The 21,231-nt window shown below is 47.3% G+C and carries 15 protein-coding genes; 4 read left to right on the top strand and 11 right to left on the bottom strand.

The genetic code is table 11. The features are described 5' to 3' along the window. Positions 1–44: 44 nt before the first annotated feature. The 5 genes from nuoE to K8R76_01960 all read right to left on the bottom strand — a co-directional run bounded on the left by nuoE (position 45) and on the right by K8R76_01960 (position 7,084). The gene (gene nuoE / locus K8R76_01980) at positions 45–545 is read right to left on the bottom strand and encodes an NADH-quinone oxidoreductase subunit NuoE (GenBank protein MCD4846942.1); all 501 of its coding nucleotides are present in this window, start codon (positions 543–545) and stop codon (positions 45–47) included. Between the two features lie 127 nt (positions 546–672). Further along, the gene (locus tag K8R76_01975) at positions 673–1,659 is read right to left on the bottom strand and encodes a response regulator (GenBank protein MCD4846941.1); all 987 of its coding nucleotides are present in this window, start codon (positions 1,657–1,659) and stop codon (positions 673–675) included. 83 nt (positions 1,660–1,742) lie between these two features. Further along, positions 1,743–3,206 (bottom strand): NADPH-dependent glutamate synthase, encoded by a 1,464-nt coding sequence (gene gltA / locus K8R76_01970; protein MCD4846940.1) that lies wholly within the window; start codon positions 3,204–3,206, stop codon positions 1,743–1,745. Then, entirely contained in the window at positions 3,203–4,069 is an 867-nt protein-coding gene (locus K8R76_01965; GenBank protein ID MCD4846939.1) for a sulfide/dihydroorotate dehydrogenase-like FAD/NAD-binding protein, read from the bottom strand. Before K8R76_01965 ends, gltA begins: the two co-directional genes overlap by 4 nt. 39 nt (positions 4,070–4,108) lie before the next feature. Continuing rightward, entirely contained in the window at positions 4,109–7,084 is a 2,976-nt protein-coding gene (locus tag K8R76_01960; protein MCD4846938.1) for a histidine kinase, read from the bottom strand. A 252-nt stretch (positions 7,085–7,336) separates the two neighbouring features. Between K8R76_01960 and gdhA the strand changes: the two genes are divergently transcribed. Continuing rightward, on the top strand, positions 7,337–8,689 hold the full coding sequence (gene gdhA / locus K8R76_01955) for an NADP-specific glutamate dehydrogenase (GenBank protein MCD4846937.1): 1,353 nt from the start codon (positions 7,337–7,339) through the stop codon (positions 8,687–8,689). Between the two features lie 31 nt (positions 8,690–8,720). On the opposite strand, the gene K8R76_01950 is transcribed toward gdhA, so the two are convergent. The 4 genes from K8R76_01950 to K8R76_01935 all read right to left on the bottom strand — a co-directional run bounded on the left by K8R76_01950 (position 8,721) and on the right by K8R76_01935 (position 14,800). After that, a complete protein-coding gene (locus K8R76_01950) occupies positions 8,721–11,069 on the bottom strand; it encodes a PEP/pyruvate-binding domain-containing protein (protein ID MCD4846936.1) in 2,349 nt (782 codons plus the stop codon). A gap of 106 nt (positions 11,070–11,175) precedes the next feature. Next, entirely contained in the window at positions 11,176–12,459 is a 1,284-nt protein-coding gene (locus K8R76_01945; protein MCD4846935.1) for a Glu/Leu/Phe/Val dehydrogenase, read from the bottom strand. Between the two features lie 145 nt (positions 12,460–12,604). Then, positions 12,605–13,168, bottom strand: coding sequence for a hypothetical protein (locus K8R76_01940; GenBank protein ID MCD4846934.1), 564 nt, complete (start codon positions 13,166–13,168; stop codon positions 12,605–12,607). Between the two features lie 123 nt (positions 13,169–13,291). Beyond that, positions 13,292–14,800 carry a PQQ-binding-like beta-propeller repeat protein gene (locus tag K8R76_01935; protein ID MCD4846933.1) on the bottom strand — a complete coding sequence of 503 codons (1,509 nt, stop codon included), beginning with the start codon at positions 14,798–14,800 and terminating at the stop codon, positions 13,292–13,294. A 147-nt stretch (positions 14,801–14,947) separates the two neighbouring features. Between K8R76_01935 and K8R76_01930 the strand changes: the two genes are divergently transcribed. After that, positions 14,948–16,078: a hypothetical protein gene (locus K8R76_01930; protein MCD4846932.1), complete on the top strand. Its 1,131-nt coding sequence runs from the start codon at positions 14,948–14,950 to the stop codon at positions 16,076–16,078. Positions 16,079–16,201: 123 nt separating this feature from the next. On the opposite strand, the gene K8R76_01925 is transcribed toward K8R76_01930, so the two are convergent. Together K8R76_01925 and K8R76_01920 are read right to left on the bottom strand one after the other, a co-directional pair. Beyond that, complete coding sequence (locus tag K8R76_01925) at positions 16,202–17,074, bottom strand: radical SAM protein (protein ID MCD4846931.1); 873 nt, start codon at positions 17,072–17,074, stop codon at positions 16,202–16,204. A 71-nt stretch (positions 17,075–17,145) separates the two neighbouring features. Further along, complete coding sequence (locus K8R76_01920; GenBank protein ID MCD4846930.1) at positions 17,146–17,901, bottom strand: nitroreductase family protein; 756 nt, start codon at positions 17,899–17,901, stop codon at positions 17,146–17,148. Between the two features lie 192 nt (positions 17,902–18,093). On the opposite strand from K8R76_01920, the gene K8R76_01915 reads away from it, so the two are divergent. Beyond that, positions 18,094–19,959, top strand: a complete 1,866-nt coding sequence (locus K8R76_01915) for a hypothetical protein (GenBank protein ID MCD4846929.1) — start codon at positions 18,094–18,096, stop codon at positions 19,957–19,959. 22 nt (positions 19,960–19,981) lie between these two features. Then, positions 19,982–21,112, top strand: coding sequence for a hypothetical protein (locus K8R76_01910; protein ID MCD4846928.1), 1,131 nt, complete (start codon positions 19,982–19,984; stop codon positions 21,110–21,112). Positions 21,113–21,231 lie beyond the last annotated feature (119 nt).

Here is a 21,231-nt window from a genome sequence, read left to right as displayed (position 1 = left end):
CGCTCCAGACGTTTTTCACAAATGGATTTCATAAATCGAAACATTTAACCGCCGCAGGATGCTCCTACGACAGAATCGGCTTTTGCGCCGGTCTTACGGATATGTTCACGAAGAAGTTTCCGCAGCGATGCAGGTGTAAGCCGACCGTAAGTCTCGTCATTAATCATTATAACAGGCGCAAGAGAACAGCAGCCGATGCAGGCTACCGTATTCAGAGTGTACATCCCGTCCTCCGATGTATCACCGACTTCGATCCCGAGTTCATCCTCGATAGTCTCTATAATCATTTTAGCCCCGGATACATGACAGGCAGTTCCGGCGCACGCACGAATAATGTACTTACCCATGGGGCGAAGTCTGAACTGACTGTAAAAAGTAATAACTCCATAGATATCCGACTCAGGTATTCCGGTTACTCCGGAAATGTAGTTGATCGCGCGGATGGGTATGTAACCGAAGTGTTCCTGGGCAGACTGCAGAAGAGGGATAAGCTCACCGGGTGCTCCGTCATATCTCCATAGCCTGTAACTGAAATTCTCCCTCATTGTAGCCGTGATCACCACTTCCTCTCATTGACCCGAATTCCGTTTTCGGTCCGCTACAACAGATTCAGATCATAAACCGGTTTAATTTCATTATCCTGATGACAACCCTGAAAAGATTGAGCGGCCATCAGTCATCAATAAGATTTATTACTTTGGCTTCACGAACTCTAAGAACACCATCAATCTGACTCAGTTTCTCAATGATCCGGGGAGTTTTCCCCATGGCTCCATGACCGGTAATCATACCGACAAGCTTAGCACCATCTTCGATAACATCACAGAAGACAACTTCATCGATGAAGAAAACCGTTGTAAATATCTGCTGAATCGCATCCGGATCTATGTCAACGATGATATAACTCATCGTTCCCGGCTGTCTTCTGGCTTCTGCCTGAACGTCCCTTTTGACGGCCTTCTGGTATGTATCGATAAAGGAGTCTACATCTCTGTCGAGCTTTGGACGCTCAATTTGAGACATGGACAGCACTTCAATGCCGTCCAGTTCTTTGACTCTGCTGAATATCTCCTGGATTTCATCAGTCGAAGAAGCCTGAACGAGAAGTATTATGTCGAAATCACCTCTCACAGCATCGCATGACTGGATACCATCCATCCTGTAAAGGATATCAAATATCTCCATGCTTCTGTCAGGTTCCGTTATCTTCACGGTCAGGTAGGCGCTTACCGATTCCCGCATACCGTCATCAACTGAAGCTTCTTCTGTTTCGGTTCCTGTTTTCCCAGGAGACAATTCCTCAAGAGCTTCTACAAGATCCGATATTTCAAATGGCTTGTCCAGATAACCGGTGTTCTGTTCTGAAAGCGCGGTCATCATCAGTCTCTCATCCCCGAAGCCCGTAATTACGAGAACGGGAAGGTCGGGATACTGATTTTTTATCACCTTGAGTATCTTCAGACCATCGATATCCGGCATGAATATGTCAGTAATAAGATAATCGTATGCTACACCCTTTTCTCGAGACTGATTCAGTTCATGAATCGCGGAAATACCATCAGGACAGGCAACGGCAGTGTAATCTTCCTGAGTAAGACCTACTGTAAGATTGCGTCGAATCTCAGCTTCATCGTCAATAATAAGTACGCGGCCTTTCAATGGATTCCTCCTTCTTTAGGGCATATTTGAATGAATGGGGGAACGCTACGTTCCACATTCAGTAAAGTCAAGAACATCACAGGTTATCGCACTTCAGCTCTGGACAGGTCCATTGCTTTGTCCAGATCGACCCAGCGACCGGAATTCAGATACAGATTCATCGCCTTTGCTGCACGCCGGCCGTGTCCCATCGCGAGAATAACCGTCGCAGCCCCGAGTACAATATCACCTCCGGCAAAAACGCCTGGAACAGAGGTTTGACCTGTTAACTCGTTGACAACAACTCCGCCCCATCTTGTGACCTCCAGCTCCGGGAATGAAGCCGGTACTAGAGGGTTTGGACTGTTACCTATCGCGACAATCAGCGCGTCGGTCTCTTCGATGAACTCTGACCCTTCAATGGGAACAGGTCTTCTTCTCCCGGAAGAGTCAGGTTTTCCCAGTTCCATTTTAATAAGTCTGGCTCCAGATATCCATCCGGCCTCATTCCCGATAAGACTGACGGGGTTCTGCAGAAGGTGGAATTCAACTCCTTCTTCCCTGGCATGATGAATCTCTTCGAGTCTTGCCGGCATCTGTTCCTCTGCTCTGCGGTAAACGATAAGCGATCTGGCAGCGCCCATTCTCAGTGCAGTTCTGGCGCAGTCCATAGCAACGTTTCCGCCGCCGACAGTGATTACTTTCTTCCCTGTTACTATAGGCGTATCGGTTTCCGGAAAACTGTAAGCTTTCATCAGGTTGGCCCTTGTCAGATACTCATTAGCGGATAGAACACCCAGGAGGTTTTCTCCATCGACCCTCATGAATCGCGGAAGCCCTGCTCCGGTCCCGATAAATACTGCGTCATAATCTTCGATAAGCTGACTCACCGGAGCTGTCTTGCCCACAACGAAATTGTATCGGAAATTGACTCCTAGTTTCTCGAGATAATCAACTTCCCCCTGGACAATTGCTTTGGGGAGCCTGAATTCGGGAATACCGTAAACCAGCACTCCTCCAGCCTTGTGAAGCGCTTCAAACACTGTCACGGAATGTCCGAACCTGATCAGATCGCCGGCAACCGTCAAACCAGCAGGCCCTGCACCGATAACAGCAACTTTTCTGCCTGAAGGTTTGACTTCGGGCGGAAGATCGTACTCTCCCTGTTCCCGTTCCCAGTCCGCTACGAACCGTTCGAGTTTCCCGATCATCACGGCTTTGCAGGGATCTTTCTGTGCCTTTCCTATTGTGCAGACCAGCTGACACTGTTCCTCCTGAGGGCATACCCTGCCGCAGATGGCGGGGAGGAGGTTCTTCTCCTTCATCTTGTTTATCGCCCCACGAAAATCTCCGTCCTCTATCAATTTGATAAAGCCCGGAATATCAATTCCGACAGGACATCCTTCCACACAGAACGGAGTTTTGCATTGAACACACCTCTTCGCTTCCAGCATTGCCATCTCCGGGGTATAACCAAGGGGAACCTCTTCCACATTGGTGATCCGCTCGGCGGGATCCTGCTCGGGCATCATGGTTGGCGGAATTTTAAGTCTTTCCTTGATGTTCATTCCTGATCCCCCTCCAGCACGCTGGCCAGCTTGCAGCCGGTCTTTGACGAATAACGGTCAAGGGATTGTTTTTCATGCGATGAGTACATCGTCAGACGTTTCATCAATTCGTCGAAATCAACCTGATGTCCATCGAACTCAGGTCCATCAACACAGGCAAATTTCGTCTCACCCCCCACAGTTACTCTGCAGCCTCCGCACATGCCAGTACCATCGATCATGATAGGATTCAGGCTGACAATAGTTGGAATATCAAGTTCTTTCGTAAGAAGGCTGACAAATTTCATCATGATTGGCGGTCCCATAGCAACACACAGATTGAATTTCTCACCCTGACTGACAAGTTCCTTGATGGCATCCGTGACCAGTCCTTTGCGGCCCTTTGTTCCATCATCCGTTGTGATAAGCACTTCGCTGCTCACTTCTTTCATTTCCTTCTCGAGAATCAGAAGATTTGAGGATCTCGCGCCGAGTATGCTGATCACACGATTACCGATATCCTTCATTGCTTTCGCAACAGGATACAATGGAGCAATCCCGATACCGCCACCAACGCAGAGTACGTTCCCTACTTTCTCAATATGTGTCGGAACTCCAAGAGGGCCGGTTATGTCCGGAATTGAGTCGCCTACATTCATCCCGGCCATCTGCAGAGTTGTCTTCCCGACTGACTGCACGATGAGAGTAATACTACCCTTGTCATGGTTTACATCAGCGATAGTAATTGGAATTCGCTCTCCCTCATCGCTGATCCTTACGATCACGAACTGGCCGGGCTTTCTGAACCTGGCCACATCGGGCGCATGGAACCGATATAGATGAATGTCAGGTCCAATCTCCTCTTTAAAAAGGATCTCGTGCATATGCAACTCCCTCACTTTTTTCGCACTGTTGCAGCGATGTTATGGTTTAACCATTACTCCATTACCGGACCGTCCATCAATCATTACTTTTACGGGCGACTCAAGGCTTATGTGACGCAGGAGTTCGCCATCGGCTGCGGCCGGTTGAGAATCAAGCCATGACCAGTCGATAAAATTACTTTCCTTGACATGAGACACCGTAAAATAAGCAACGCCAAGAGAAGTCATATTCTGAAAAAAGTGAGAACCCTGGGATGGATCGATATTCATATTCTGCTGGCTTGCCTCCATTATAACCTTCACTCCTGAAATCTGGCTCCAGGTTACCGGTATACCAAGCCAGGGGTCTGTTGAACCCCATCTGCCTGGTCCGATGAGCATGTAAGATCTACCTTCATTGCTCAGTTCTCTGTTTAGTTTGTCCACTTCCTTTACAATTGCACGGGTTTTAGATGCATCGAATTGGTCCGGTTTTACATACACAATATCTTTGATCGTATCGATTATTCCATTACCGAGCGCTGTGTCCGTCCAGCAGAAGAGTTCTTTTTTCTCCATATTGGTCAGATCTACTTTCACCAGCCTGTCACTGACCACCATGGGTCTTATCTGGAGCAGACTGAATTCAGCTGGAAGGGGTCGCTTTTTGCCGAGAGTAACCGCGAACTCGATCTCTACAGGACACCCCATAGCATCCTCGCCCATAGTAAGCAGCACATCAGTAAGAGGGGCGAGTGGAAAGACTTTATTCTTGAGTACATGCGCGAAGTTGATCACTCTGGGTCCGGATCGTGTGATGCCATCCAGTACTCTCTCATTAGCCGCATCGTACGTTGAAGCCAGGTATTCCAGGGTTCCATCACTCTCCGCAACTCCAGGATCCTGCAGAATCAGGTACTGATCCTCATCAAGGGAAGAACTCCATTCGGAGTGACCCATACTCACAGCATAGAAGTTGTGCTGAGAGTTGTTCATCATATCCTTGAGAGTTGCGAACTGAGGAAGAACCCTCGGGAACTTCGGCGTAAACCGAAGTGATACGCCACCATCAACAATCGATTTCCCAAGTCCCAGCGCGACATTTACAACTCCATCCTCCGGTTTTGCGGAACCGGTTGGATAGAAATCATAAGACCGGCCGACTCCGGCGAAATGCGGGTAGAAGGAATGTCCGTAATTCCTGCCAACAACTTCCTGAAGAAGAACAGCCATCTTCTCGTCCTCCACGCGGTGGTTCGTCGCTGTGATATATGACTTCGCGGCTTTGAGAAATGTGGATGCGTAAACGAATTTAATGGCATCCGCCAGTTCATTGAATCTCTTGTCTTCGCTCCGGGAATTATTCGGAAGCATTTTTGTGGCGTAGATGCCGGCGAATGGCTGATACATCGCGTCCTCAAGGAGACTTGAAGATCTCACTGCAATCGGTGACCGGACTGCTCTGATATAGTCTCTGATATCACCGAGAATGGTCGGGGGAAGGTCAGCCTTTAAAAACTGTCTTAAAATTCTGAGATCATTATCGCATTCAAGAGCAAATTCCAGCAATTTGTTCTGATACACGAATTTATCGAAGAACTCCGTCGTTATTATAAGTGTACGTGGAACAGAGACATGTACTTTCTTGAATCTGCTTTCATCAAAATTGGCTGCCAGCACCCGATCAATGAAAGCCAGCCCTCTTCCTTTGCCACCCATTGAACCTGATCCCAGTCTGCTGAAAAGAATCTGATCCTCATGGAAGGATCTGCTGTAATTTGACACATATCCCCGCCTGCTCTCTTTGTTGAAATCGCTGAAAATATCAACCAGTCCGGTTCTGACTTCGAGCGGGGTTCCGTTCATTGATAAATTTTCCTGTACCCTGCATGCGAGTTCAAGTTCTGTCTGTATCTTCAGCCAGCGCACCAGCTCGCCGGTACTCAAACTCCGATAAACAGATTCAGCAGGTATTTTATCGATCAGCTGATTCATTTCTTTAATATTTGAAACTGATCTGATGATCTCTCCATCATCATTTCTGAAGACAAGATCGCCGAATCCGAAGGACTCTGCAAGACATTTTCTGAGATCGCTCATCAGCGCCGGTGAGTTCTTTGAAATGTATTCAACACCCAGCGCGGCAGCGATCTTCTGCCCTTTTGATTCAGATGTCTGCAGGATAACGGGCATTTCCGGCAGAGTTTCCTTTATCTTCCTGATAAGAATTTTTCCCGCTTTTTCATCCAGTTCACCTTTTCTGAGAAATTTCATATCGGTGATCACTCCGATGAGCGCGTCTCCATGAGTTTCCAGTATCTTCTCAGCTTCCTCAAGTGAGGTAACCATCAATACTTTCGTTCTGGTTCTGGCTCTGAGATTTCTTTTTGTAAAAGATGAAAAACTGTCGAGAATTTCTATGGTTCTTTCCTGTATTATGGTCATAACCTCGTACAGATATCTTGAATAAAAATGGACATCATCCTCAACAAGCAGAAGGCAGGGCGCTCCAAGTTCAGCGCAGTCATGCTCCGCGTTTCTTGAATCCTCAACAAGTCTGATTATTCCAAGTACAGTCTCTCCGCGCCCGAGCCAGGTGAAAACCCTGTTGGTTTCATCAGTCCAGTGTTTTTCCTGCAGCCTCAACAGTTCCTCAGGGCTGTGAGCCAGTACAACAATCGGAAGATCGGAGCGAATAGTCCTGATGTTCCTGATGAATTCAGGAAAATCCATACTTCCGATTCTTGCCATGCAGATGATAAGATCAATACTTTGCCCCGCGTCTTTTCCGAGAAGTTCAAGGGCGGTATCAGCATTTGATATCTGAGTAATTACAGGAATATTCCCTGCGTCACTTATCGTGTAGGTGTTTCCAAGAAGGTCACCAAGTCTTCCATCCTCCTCTATCATATAGTAATCATATAGACTGCATATGAGCAGGATATTCCGAATTCTGGTTTTCATAAGGCTGTCCAGCCGGGATTCAATTTTCCTCAGCTGAAGCCTTTTTTTTCTTCCCTTGATCAGTTCCGTCACACGAGTTCCTCTCGCTGATACTGGATTCTTTGCTTAAAGAAAACTCTCCAGATGTAATTACAGATAAGCGCACCAAGTCAGCATCATATCTTCCGACAAAGCATAAGGTCAAGTAAAGATATAAAACACCCGGTATTCCTGAAAACTGGTATGCTATTGACAGAGTGATACGTCCTCGATTAAGCTAACACATTCATTGTAAAGATTTGATCCTATTGAAACCTCAACTTATCCTTTGAAAGGGGACTGAAAATGCTCGAAGAACTCTACCAGAAGGTAGTACAGAGGGATCCTTCTCAGCCGGAATTCCATCAGGCTGTACAGGAAGTCCTTGAATCGCTTGAAGTGGTGCTTGATAAGCACCCTGAATACAGGAGTGCGAAAATTCCTGAGCGTATAGTTGAACCTGAACGCGTTATCATGTTCCGTGTTCCATGGGTAGATGACAGTGGAGAGATCCATGTGAACCGTGGATTCCGTATCGAGATGAACAGTGCTATAGGACCCTATAAGGGCGGTCTTCGATTCCACCCTTCGGTGAACCTTGGCATCCTCAAGTTCCTCGCGTTTGAGCAGGTTTTCAAGAACGCTCTCACAACCATCCCCATGGGTGGCGGTAAAGGTGGATCCGATTTTGATCCCAAGGGAAAATCCGACCTTGAAGTAATGCGCTTCTGCCAGAGCTTCATGTCCGAGCTTTTCCGTCATATCGGGCCGAACACTGATGTTCCGGCAGGCGATATTGGTGTTGGCGGACGTGAGATCGGTTTCCTTTTCGGACAGTACAAAAAGCTTCGCAATGAATGGAGCGGCGTACTCACTGGTAAAGGCCGCGAGTATGGCGGAAGTCTTATCAGACCGGAAGCCACCGGTTACGGCGCTGTCTACTTCGGCGAAGAGATGCTCAAAACACGTGGTGACAGCTACCAGGATAAGGTCTGTCTTGTTTCGGGATCAGGTAACGTTGCCCAGTTTGCTACCGAGAAAATTACAGAACTCGGTGGTAAAGTGGTCACTCTTTCAGATTCCAGTGGATACATTTACGATGAGGACGGTATCGATGCCGATAAACTCGCATATGTGATGGACCTCAAGAACGTAAAAAGAGGCAGAATAAAGGAATACGTAGAGAAATATCCGAACGCTGTCTACACAGCTGTCGATCCTGATCTCGACTACAATCCTCTCTGGGATCATAAGGCGGATTGCTCATTCCCGAGTGCTACACAGAATGAGATCAACGCGAAGGATGCTCAGAACCTTATCAACAATGGCGTCTTCCTTGTCTCCGAGGGAGCCAACATGCCTACGGTTCCTGAGGGTGTAAACATATTCCTTGACCACAAGGTTCTATATGGCCCAGGAAAAGCCGCTAACGCCGGTGGAGTTTCGACTTCAGGTCTTGAGATGGCACAGAACGCCATATTCTCAAGCTGGACCCGCAAAGAGGTCGATGAGAAACTTCATAACATCATGATCAGTATACACAGCCAGGCTTACGAAGCAGCAAAATTCTACGGTGATCCTGGAAACTATGTGCTTGGAGCAAATGCAGCCGGCTTCCGCAAGGTCGCCGATGCCATGATGGCTCAGGGCGTAGTCTAGAACCTGGGGGGGTCGGACGTCCGACCCCTTCTCACCTCTTCAGATACGCGAGTGCTGAATCGGAGTCACTATCCATTATTATACAGACAGACGCTCCGGGAAATTCATTTGAAATCTTTACAACCTTGATAACCTGCTCAAACTCTTCCGCATTACTTACAAGCTTTCGAAGTATGTTTTTGGATGTACTGAATATATCCTCTCTGAATATCACTCCTGGTTCATCCGGGTATAAGGGGAGATATTTGATATTAGCTTCTACAAGATCCTGGAAAAAGTGGGTTCCGAAGGAAAGATCTGGTACATAGCCCTGTTTGCTCTTTGCAACCTCTATCAGCATAGCAGTGTTGTTGATATCACAGTAGCCAACGTGAACACCCATCTTGATATCACCTTTACTTCCCCATCTTCCAGGGCCGATCAGCACAAATTTCTTATTGGGAAGTTTCTTGTTCAGCTGTCCTATTATATGACCAACCTGAAGAAGCCCTTCTCTTGATGAAATCCTGTCATACTCGTCTCCATCAACATAAACAAGATATTCTATGTTATGGCATAGACCGGACATGATGTACCTGTCCGCTGTGAAAAGTATATCGTCCTTCGGGATGTTCTTCGGAATTGATGTGTCTGCAAGCCCGTCTCCAATACTCTGCGGTCTGCATTGAAGCAGGTAAGGTGTATGTATATCAGAGCTGTACGCAAATTCAATATCAACCGGCATACCAATTTCATCCTCGAGAATACTGAGCATTGTCTTAAAAAGTAAAGGAACCGGGCTCTTCTCGAGAAGATTATGGAATGTTACCACTGTATCCTTGTTTTCAATGTTGAACATCGAACCCGGAGACAGCTGGATGTGGTCACCTTCATCAATGGAGACTATATAGGAAAGACATGGGAATTTACTGCCGCATTCCTTGATAATGCTTTCTACGCTGACGGTTTCAAGACAGCCTTTCTCAAGGTTGATCACGTCCATATGCTTTTGTGCGTAGCGAAGTATCTCCTCCTCAGCTGCATTGATTCTGATCTTTGGCTGTCCGGGACTCATGAGAACAGGAAAGTCTTTTCCTGTTCGATCTACAGCTCTTGTTCCCAGCCCGGTAACCAGCCTGACCATTCCATCTTCCTTTTTGATCCTCGGAGACCATCTGTAATCGTTCCGGCTGAATGCCACACCGGCAAGAGGTGGGAAATAGTACTTGCCTATCCTGTTGCCGACGACCTCCTGGATAAGAATACCCATCTCTTCATTGAAATCCAGCAATCCCCGTTCGCGGCGGTACTCAATGGGATCAGGACCGAATACGCTTGCGTATACTTCAAGGATCGCGTCAGAAATGGCTTCCAGTCTCTCTTTCCTGGTGCCTGTATTGGCAACAAAAAGGCTTTTGTATTTCCCAGCGAAAGCAGCACCGGAGCTGTCCTCGAGAAGGCTTGATGATCTGACTATCAGAGGCGATGAACCAAGATGGTCCAGCGCAAAGTTCAAACCGCTCAGAACACATGATGGAAGCTGGGAATGTTTGAATACCTGCTCCAGAAGCTCGTATTCCTGCCTTATTTCATCAGTATCCGAATACTTGATTGCAAGCATCTCTTCAAGCGCATTGTAATGAATGAACTCCAGAATAGAATCGGATGAGATGTACCACGTTCTTGGTATCCTGAGATTCCTGAGTACTACATTGTGCTTTCTGTGTGAATCAAGAATTTTTTGAGCCCGGAACAATCCTGAAGCTTTTCCGCCGACTTTTCCGTTACCATTGAGAGGCCCGATAGTATGATCAAGCACTTCACTGAAATCCTCTATCCGGACATGTTTGCTGATCGTGTTGATATACTGCAGATCATCGTTGAATATTCGCCTTGTAATGTCTACAATTATGCCCCTCTGTTCGCTTCTGTCCATCTTTTTGTTTTTGTCCGGAAGCAGAACATATTTTTCCAGAGCTTCCCTGAGCTGTCCCAGAGGAACATCTCTGCGGTCAGCAATTACAGAAAGAAACCTGGTGCTTTCATATCGGAGCCATCTGTGGATAGCTTGAGAAAGCTCCTCAGGTGACAGTTCCTCTTCAGCAACGCTGAAAACCTGGCTTGTGATGCTTTCCAGATCCTGGTAATCAATCCTGGGCGCGGGTTGATTTTCTCCATAAGGATCACCCGTCTTGTTTCCATTTGCTTTTCTTAAATGGAACTGCTCCATAATCTCGGATATTTTCTTGACTTTCCGTTTGAAAAGGTAGTTCATCATCTTCCTGCTCAAACGCTTCAGCAGAACTGGATCTGTATCTCCAAGAAGATCAACGATGATTTTCCATTCGGGTTTGTTTTCATCTTTTAATTTTGCATGTGGAGTTACGGCTTTTTCAGTCATCAGATATCCTTTCCGAATCAGAAACAGGTAGAGGCAGGGGCATTATTCGGGGACACGAACCAGAGCGTGCATGTCGGATGATGCTTATGACCCATCAGGGGGTTGCCTAGACAAGCCCTCTCATTCGTGCCGCAGTTGCTACTCTGTCGATAGCAATCATGTAGGCTGCGTCTCTCATATATACTGACTGGCTGTCAGCAAGATCAGCAACAGCATGGAAAGCTGAAGTCATTTTTGTATCAAGTTTGGAAAGGACTTCATCCTTCTCCCAGTAGTAGTTCATATTATTCTGAACCTGTTCGAAGTATGAACAGGTAACGCCTCCTGCGTTGCAGAGGAAATCCGGAATCACAAAGATATTGTTCTCTTTCAGGTAAGCATCCGCTTCAGGTGTTGTCGGGCCGTTCGCACCCTCGGCAACGATTTTCACTCTGGCATGTATTTTGTTAACTGTCTCACCGTTAACCTGGTTTTCGAGGGCTCCCGGCATCAGAACATCCGCCTCGGTTTCAATCCAGGCATCTCCGGAAAGCTGTTCGTATCCGGCTGCCATGGCCTTTTCGGGATTTACCGTTCCGAATCTGTCAGTGATGCTCAGCAGAAACTCAATATCTATTCCATCCATTTTACGGTAGGTGTAAGAAGTCATATCGCTCTGATCCCAGCAGGATACACAGACTACTTTACCTCCATATTTGATGAACAGATCAGCCGCGTACTGACTTACGTTACCAAAGCCCTGGCAGGCCATGGTAGTTTCTCTGATATCAAGTCCCATTCTGGTTAACGCTTCCCGTACGGTGTAAATCACACCGTATCCCGTGGCCTCTGTTCTTCCAAGAGATCCACCGCTCCCAACGGGCTTCCCTGTGATAACACCGGGATACTTCCCGCCAACTATCGTTTCGTACTCGTCCATCATCCAGAGCATGTGCTGTGGAGATGTCATTACATCAGGAGCAGGTATGTCCTGAACGGGACCGATGTTTCTCCAGACATTCCTGATCCAGCCGCGGCAGATCTGTTCCTGCTCTCTCATTGAAAGTTCGTGAGGATCGCAGATAACACCGCCCTTGCCCCCTCCAAGAGGGATATCGACAACAGCGGTTTTCCAGGTCATCCATGTCGCGAGAGCTCTGACAGTATCCTCGGTTTCCTGTGGATGGAACCTTATTCCACCTTTACAGGGACCGCGAACATCACTGTGCTGTACCCGGAATCCACGAAATACCTGTACAGAACCATCATCCATGTGTACAGGAATGATGAAATGATATTCCCTCATCGGCCAGCGTAAAAATGCTCTTGTTCCCTGCTCAAGATCAAGTTGGTCTGCAACCTGATCGAATTGTTTTTGTGCCATTTCAAAAGCGTTGAAGCCCTTATCCATCTCTGAACCTCCAGATTGAGATTACCAAACAAATAACGGAATAGATCTCTTTTCTCGAAAGAAACCGAGAAGACAACGCAAGTATTATAGACAATAATTATGTGCGAACAAACAAGTGTTCTACGAACTTCCGGACTGTATCACATCAGGATACATCCGCATGTGAATATATCTGCGGGTTGTTAAAACCTTTTCGAATGAATTCTGTTTTCTGCTGAACGGTAATAGCACTCCGATCAGATCCGACAGGTCCCCAATCGGTAATCCTGTTCACAAAAAGATCTTCAAATCCGGATAAACCATTGTACGCGCAGCGAATCATTTCGAGGTCACTCTTGAGGCAAACACCGGACTCCAGACAGGAATCGATCATGTGAAACAGTTCTTCAGCTATCAGGGATTTGGAGTAGCCGGCCAGATCAAGCAGTTCATCAATACTGGTTACATCAAATCTTCCTGAAGCCTGCCTCAGTCGATCAGGTATTATGAACCACCTGTAGCAAGCCAGACATTCGGTGACCGAATCGTATTTTTCTTCGGTGTATTCGGAGAAATAGTTCTTCCCCATCGCTTCTGATCGGGCGAAACGGTGTTGCCTTGCATAGAATCCGGCACGAATACTATCTTGAGATACTGCTTTACGGTAAGCCTCGCCCCTTTTCCAGAGATTCCTGTATCGTTTTACATAACGCCTGGTTACCGGATTCATGTTGCCCTCCCTTAGCGCAACTTACATTGAGCATGATTGTATAGTAAACATATGTATACTATTTTCAATGTCAAGCCTGTCACATAAGGGATTCGGTTAATCCTGCTTATATTCCACACATAGTTACTTCAGAACAGTAACTCTTCGTGTAAGTAAAGCGGTCCCGTACGAAGCACGAACAAGATAGCAACCTGCACTCCACCCTGAGATATTAACTGACCTGACTTCAGAAATATCATCCTCCCAGACAAGCCTTCCGGTCAGATCGTATATCTCAAACCTCCAGATTCCCTCCGGAGGATTCAGATTCATGATTCCTATGGCGGGATTCCGTTCCACCAGATTTCCGCAATAACTGCTGAAAGAAGTTTCCTCACAGGATGTTTCAATAGACGAAAGAAATGCCCATGCATGATACGGCTGGCTCTGCTGATCCTGTAATCCCGCAATTATTATTGCTGAGGGTGAAAGGTTCGTCATATATACACTTGAAACGTTATATACTCTTTCCGTAAAAGACTGCTCCCAGATCAGAGAGCCATCCAGAGCATTCACGAGTGTAATCTTTTTACCGTTAACGCTCCCCCCGGAAATGCAGGGAATCCACAGGCCCTCATGATAGACGGAATCAGACCAGACTACACTCCAGGTGTTCGCTCCTGTAGGATAGCTCCACAGTGTTACGCCAGTCGCTCCATCAAGACATATCGTACCTGAATTGTCTCCGGCGACAGCTACTTCAGCAATTCCATCTCCATTAAGATCAGGGCCGCCCTCCACATCAAGAAGAAAACCGCCAAGACCTCGAGCCCATATAGAATCTCCTCCGGGGGTATAGCACTGCACACCGCCGTCGAATGAAGAACTCACCAGCCAGGGAGAAGTATCCTCCCTGTCAAGGGCGGACACACACATGACATCTCCCCCGCCGTTCCGACCCCAGACCAGAGTTCCGTCAGAACCATCAACAAGCTCAAGCGTATTGTCCGCATAACCGCTTCCGCCTATTCCCAGATAAACCTCCTGAACTCCGTCTCCGGTAACATCCGGAATAACAAGTATGTCCTCGACCGCGTCCGCTGCGGTTCTTGTCCAGAGAGTGTCACCTGTAGCACCATTCAGACATGCGGCAGCAGAGCTGTTCGCGGATCCTGTAGAGCCGAATCCGCCAATGAATTCAGGCACAATATCACCTGTCTGATCCTCCATTTCAGCGCAGCTGTAACCCCAGCCGGCTCCGGATGGAATATTATTGTAGGCGCTCCACTCCCAGATAAGAGAACCGTCAATTCCTGAAATCAGGATAAGGCATCTTCCCGGGGGGGCATATCCGCCCGGAGTAGCCATGAGGATATCCTTATGCCCATCACTATTCGCATCAGAAACGGCAAGTAATCCCTCATCCTGGTAGATTCCATTGTATTGATCACTTGTCCAGATAACACTTCCGTCAGACCCGGAAAGACACCAGAGAGTCGGCTCCTCATCCCAGAAATTCACTCCGCAGGCAACATCATCAACACTGTCACCGTTCAGATCTCCGAGGGATACGGTTGAATAAACACCTCCGCTTGTAACATTTGCCCACAGGGTATCCGGAGCGGAAGCCAGAAGACATAGCATCAGCAGCATTTTTATCCTCCAGTCATTTGATATACTTTATACATTATAAGCTATTCATTCCCGCAGGTATGGGTCAACCTTTACTCAGATGCAATCTAGACATTTGCGGCTGATCCATATATTACCTTTTTAACTGAACTTTCCATGGAGGTTATTATGAAATATCTATTTCCAATTGTTTCATTGCTGTTTCTTGTCTCACTGCTGGCATCCTGCGGCGGTGAACAAACCGATACTGCCGAACTGGTTGCTGAACCCGAGACCGTTCGAGAACTCGTCTTTCTTGATTCCATCGGAGTCGAACTGGGCGATTCAAATTATGTGTTCGGATCCATCGAAAGCTCTTCGCACTCTGCAGATGGTAATATTCTGATTCTTGACAGACCGGCATGCTGCACTCGCGAGTACACACCTGAAGGGGAATTCGTCAGAAGTTTCGGCAGGCGTGGAACCGGCCCTGGTGAATTCGTGAATCCACTCTCGATGGTGAGACTGTCCGATGGCAGGATCGCTATGATGGATATGCAGGCAGGCGGTATCCATACGTTCCTTCCGGATGGTGAATGGGAAGGAATTTCCGCGGAAATTAACAGGGAACCTGTTCTTAATATGACTGCCGCCGACAGCTGCAGGTACATAGCATTGTTGACCACCTTTGACATAATTGACGGACAGTTTATTATGAATACGAAAGTCGGAAGATTCGATATCGATAAAACAGAGCCGTCTCTGATTTACTGGGAAAACTCATTACCGGTCAATTTCGACGATTTCACGCTGATAATTGAGGAAGGCTATTTATCCAGGGGTTGGGCTTCCAATTATGATGGTATCGTATTCATAGCTTCTCGAGACTCAGAAGAATACCTTGTTACCGGTTTCGACGCAGATGGAAATGAATTCGTTGAAATATCCCTTGATCTGCCTCGTGTAGAGAAATCCGAAGCGGAAATACAGGATGAAGCCGCATTCTATAACCAGAGAGCCAGGAATATGGGATACAATGCCCGGACCAACTTCGAACCTGATCCATTCCGATGGATGGTTCATTCAATGGGTATTGATAACCAGGAAAGACTCTGGGTCCGCAGGGGAACTGAGGAAATTCCTACATTCGATATCTTCGATCTCGATGGAAACCACCTGTTCACTGTTAACATACCTGCGATCTCAGGATATTCCGGTCTGCTCTGGGAAGTCAAGGTTGATGATTACGGGATACTTGCCTGGTCCCTTGACCCGGCTGACGGATATCAGAAACTCTATACTCTCGAACTCGTGGAGTAAAAGCAGAATTTCCGGCACCTCATAGTGGAAGTTTTAGAACTGTTGGCATTGCTGGAATATGAGTTCTAGCCTTCGTTTGTCGTTTTAATGGTGGGTGGCACTGTTTTGGTTCCGGATGCGGGTCTAGAACAGATCCATCTGTCCGTTATCGAAAGGATCATAAAAGGGCATTTCAAGAAGAATCGATCTTTTATCGCAGGCTTCCCTGAGTATTCCTTCAAGGAGGCCTGCGTTGCTTACCGTACAGTGGTACATGTTTCCGAAATGTTCCCTGTATTTCCGGTTCATGCCGGGAAACACTTGCTCTATCTCCCTCAGAAAATGCTCTCTCTGACCATCCCTGAGAGTAACGCCTAAAAAAGGAATAATGTATTCCGCACCTGATTCAGCTGCCATGTCAAGAATGGCAAGAATATTTGCCGGATTATCCGTTATGAAAGGTAGAACCGGCATAAGAGTGATTCCCGTATGAATGCCACGCTCCGATAGCTGTCTCATCGCTTTGAACCGCGCCGTCACAGAAGGAGCAAAAGGCTCGAGTTTCCCGGCAAGTGTCTCATCAGCGGTTGTTACAGTAAAAGTAACTGCGGAGTAAACCTTACTGATTTTCTCAAGCAGGTCTGCATCGCGGAGGACAAGATCGCTTTTTGTGATTACATGAACCGGAAAATGGTTCTCTGCGATTACTTCGAGTGCCCTGCGGGTGAGTTCGATCTTCTTTTCAACAGGCTGGTACGGATCGTTCATCGAGCCTGTTCCTATTGTGCCTTTGATTCTCAGTCGGGGAAGCCTGTCTCTCAGAAGATCAACAGCGTTTGTTTTTACCAGCACATCTCTATCGAAACAATCAATGCCGTAACACTCACTGCGGGAATCGCAGTAGATACACCTATGACTGCACCCCCGGTAAAGGTTCATGTTGTAATGCAGACCGAACCAGGAATCAGGAGCGCTTACTCTGTTAATAATGGTGCGGGTCTGTATCTCTCGGATCAAAGAAACCCCTCCCGGCAATGATTAATATAATACTGAACATATGTTTACATTTCGCAGAATGCAAACGCCGTTCAGATATTGAACCCGCACTCTCTGATATTCTGCAGAAGATCCTCTGGATCCTTTCCCCATTGTCCCAGTTTCCGGGAGATATGCTCTGTCCATGAATAATTATCGAAGTTGCAGGTCTCCTCCCTCCCATCTTCAAGAGGGATCATGTAACCGGCATTCCTGTAATAATCCTGGTCAAGGAAACCCGAATCCATTTCTTCCGTCGCGGCAGACACGACTTCATCAGTGAATTCCGGATATCTGTCTTCGAACAGATGAAATTCCACAGGATACCTGGGTCTGACAGGCGGTTCCTCCGCAGGATATCCCATCGTCAGAATGACCAGTGGAAAGATCCTTTCCGGAAGTTCATACTCCTCCCTTATCTTCCCCGCCATGAATGGAGCATTGCCGATAAAGCAGCTTCCCAGACCGAAGCTTTCAGCGGCAGTAACCATGTTCTGAGCCATATATGCGGCATCCTGAATCCCAAACAGAAGTGTAAACAGATCGGATGCTTCTCTCTTCCAGCCCCGCCTGTCCATGATCTTCTCCATCCTGTGTATATCCACACATATGGTAAACTGGAGAGGTGATCTGAATACATTATTTTCAATATCCCGCGAGAGCAGCAAACTGCCGAGCTGCATCGCGAACGGTGCCTGCTGACCGGCACGTACGATTGCTTCCAGAACTTCATCAGAAGGTTGTTCAGTTGTGTACTTCCTGATGGATTTCCTCTGCATAAGCGATTCGATAACAGGATTACCTGGCATTTTTTCTCCAATCAGATTCGTTTCAGATGTTCTTTTGCTTCTAACCTGCAATCTACTCCAGCAATTAATGAGTGTCACTGAAATTATCTCAGGATACCAGCCTGAATTGATTATCTGAAGAGGACTTGCCCATGCAGTCACCATGATTTAAGTTGTATTAGTTTGAGTAACATTTTTTGAAAGGAAACAGCCATGAGATATAAACTGTCTTTACTTGTCACACTCCTCCTGGTATCCGGAGCCGCACAGGCACAGTTCTCGATCCCGTCGATACCTGACATTCCAATTGATCTCCCTGACCTCGGAGATCTTCTTGAACAGGAACCGGTGATAACAACTGGACTGGAAGATGCCGTTTTCGAACGTCCTGAAATGGACGGCTTTGAACCGGAGTTCTTTACTCCTCTGTACGATATGCCGATGAATTCAGATGGCTTGATCTTCCTTCTTCCGGGAGCTTATGAACTTGAAGCAAGAAGCTATTGTCTTCATGCCGGTACTTACGTTTCCGATACCGGAGGCAACGGATACATTTACGCGCCTCTGGAAGGGAGCAGAAGTGATATTATTCAGGCGATCCTGGATCGTTCATCCGATCATGGTGAAATTTCTCAACGTGATGTTCAATCACTTATCTGGGCAATCCTCGCAAGATGCAAGCTCTCTGATATGAATGATAATATGCAGAGTAATGCATTTATTCTGCTTACTCCAGAGGAAATCTTCGAAATCAACGGCGGGGCGCTGGAACTTATTCCAGACGGTATGATGGATGATCTGTTCGGAGACATTACCGGACCGGTCAGGTCAGTGCTGGAAGCTGAAGCCGGAATAAGAAACACTCTTTCCAGAGCTGAATCCTCATACGAGGAACTGGAAGAAATCGCGATCATCCATGGTGATCCTCCCGAAGAGTACAATGAGAGAGATATTCCTGAAGGCAGATGGTCCTGGCATCCAAATGGTTACTACATCCGATACTTCCCGAGCGGATACAGTCATACCCGGATAGAACTATGGGTTCCAGAGGATGAGAACACTGAACTCTCATACGGAAATACTCTCACTAAGGCCGGCGGTGCTGGACTGCGAAAGGATCTGCCCTGGCTCAAGGACTGCCCTGTTCCGCCACCACCACCGTCACCGTACAGATCGCGTACTCTGCCCTGGTTCAAGCCACCGATAGGTGTAGCACAGCCCGGAAACTCAGCAAGGCAGAGGCTGGGTATAGCAACCGGTAAATCTCCTCAACAGGTCGATGAAGCGATTAAGAAGATCAGGGATTCAATGGATATGTTTTCATCAGCAGCCGGTATTATTTCGATAGATATTACCAGTATATTTGATGTTGGGTCCGAGATACTAGGCTGGATCTCCGGCAATATGCTTGACATGCTGATTGACAAGTGGAGTGATGCCATAAAGGCTCTCGGCATGGACCCTCCAAGATCGGATTATACTGAGTATGCAATTCCTATAGTCGTTCATGTTGATTCCCTCATACCGGGGGACGGGCTTTCACCTCGGAAAGCTGCCGCGCTTAACTCCTTCGCTGAAGCCGCCATGGGACTCATTGCGGTTATGGATGCTGCGCAGATATCCCTGGACAGGATGGGCGGCGCGCTTAATGACAATGATGAATTCTGGGCTGTTGAACAGGCGTTATGCTACGTGTTCTACAAGGATCTTTCCGGTTTATTCATGGATATAGCAGCTGACAGGTTCGACTGTCTTCTCGATGTCTGCCGTTCGGAAGGATTGCAGGACACATACATAACCGTTGCCATGGCTTCGGCATATCTGAATAATCTCGAGGAAAACGGATTTTCCGCTGAAGCAATTGAAGCAGCGCACTTCCTGGGGATGACAGATGAACAGATTCAGAACGCCCTCGAGATAAGGCTTTCTTTCACTCCGGAGGAACTGGAGGGCAGCTTGTTCGAAGCCGCTGATGACTGCATTGCATTCATGCATGAATGCGGATCACAGTGGCAGCGAATGCCGGATGTCTACCCCTACTGGACGGAGGGTGTAGAATATCCGCAATACGCTGATTAACCAGTTTAAAGAGGGGCTGATTATGAAAATGCTGAACCCGGTTCTGATCCTGATACTGTTATTCATCATCGGTTGCACCGGTGGAGATGCAGACCCCGAATCAGTATCATCAGTAGAAAACACACTACGGACCATTCTCGTACCTGTTGATTCAATCGGGATAGAGATGGGTGATTCCAATTATGTGTTCGGTGTTATCAGAGCAGCTGATTTCACCACAGCCGGAAACGTCGTTATAGGGGATATAGCTTCTATGAGGATGAGCATGTTCTCTTCCGGGGGAGAGTACATCTGCTCCGGTGGAAGGCAGGGGGAAGGACCAGGTGAGTATGCCGCTCCCTCCGGAATAACACCTTCACCAGGTGGCGGCTTCATGGTTACCGATATGATGAGTGGCAAATTCATTTTCTACGATTCCCTTCTTGAATTCAGTCATGAACTGTCGGGTTTCATTCCGAATCCCCCAAATAACCCGGTGATCCTTGATGACGGTCATATCGTGGGAACAAGATTCATCTTCAATAATGAAGAGGGGAACCTCAGCAACTCCCTTCACAGGTGGGAACCAGGTGAAACCGAGCCGGAACTCACCTATTTCTCAAGAAGGGGTGAATTCAACCAGCAAAACCCTCAGGAAGTATTCCGCAGCACGGCAATCAACTGCTGTGCACTTCCGGATGGAAGAGTTATCTCTTCGCCTCTGAGTGCTGAGGAATACATTATTACCTGTTACACTCCAGAAGGTGAGATCGACTGGGAAATCCATCGACCATTCGAAAGAACAAGGCGATCTGAAGAAGAAATCGAGATAGAACGGGAAATGATGCGGGCTGCGATGCGAAGAAACGGTCGCGATCCTTCTTATGCTGATCAGTTTGAATTCCATGCCTGGGCAGACGCGGTTACAGATATCAAAACGGATGGCGAACGGATCTGGGCACGCAGAGGTGGAATCCTTGTACCACTCTTCGACATTTACAGCATAGAGGGAGAGTATCTTTATTCCTGTAATGCGCCAGACCTTCCATACGGCAGCAGTGTCGCTTTCAGAATATCCCCGCACGGAATTCTGGCTTACCTTGCCAATCCTGTGGATTATTCGAAGGTTTACATTCTTATAGAAACAGAAGTTGAAACAGAGGAATCTTACTGAAAGAGAACATGCAACAGAACCGGAGTCTATTACTTCCAATGAGACTCATCCGTTCAGTCCGCATATTTCACCAGGTTGCGTAACGAAACGGTGTAGAAGCGCTCGCAGACAAGGCATGC

This window comes from Candidatus Aegiribacteria sp. (genome assembly GCA_021108435.1).
Lineage (GTDB): Bacteria > Fermentibacterota > Fermentibacteria > Fermentibacterales > JCC-6 > Aegiribacteria.
This window is presented reverse-complemented; position numbering and strand designations above follow the sequence as displayed.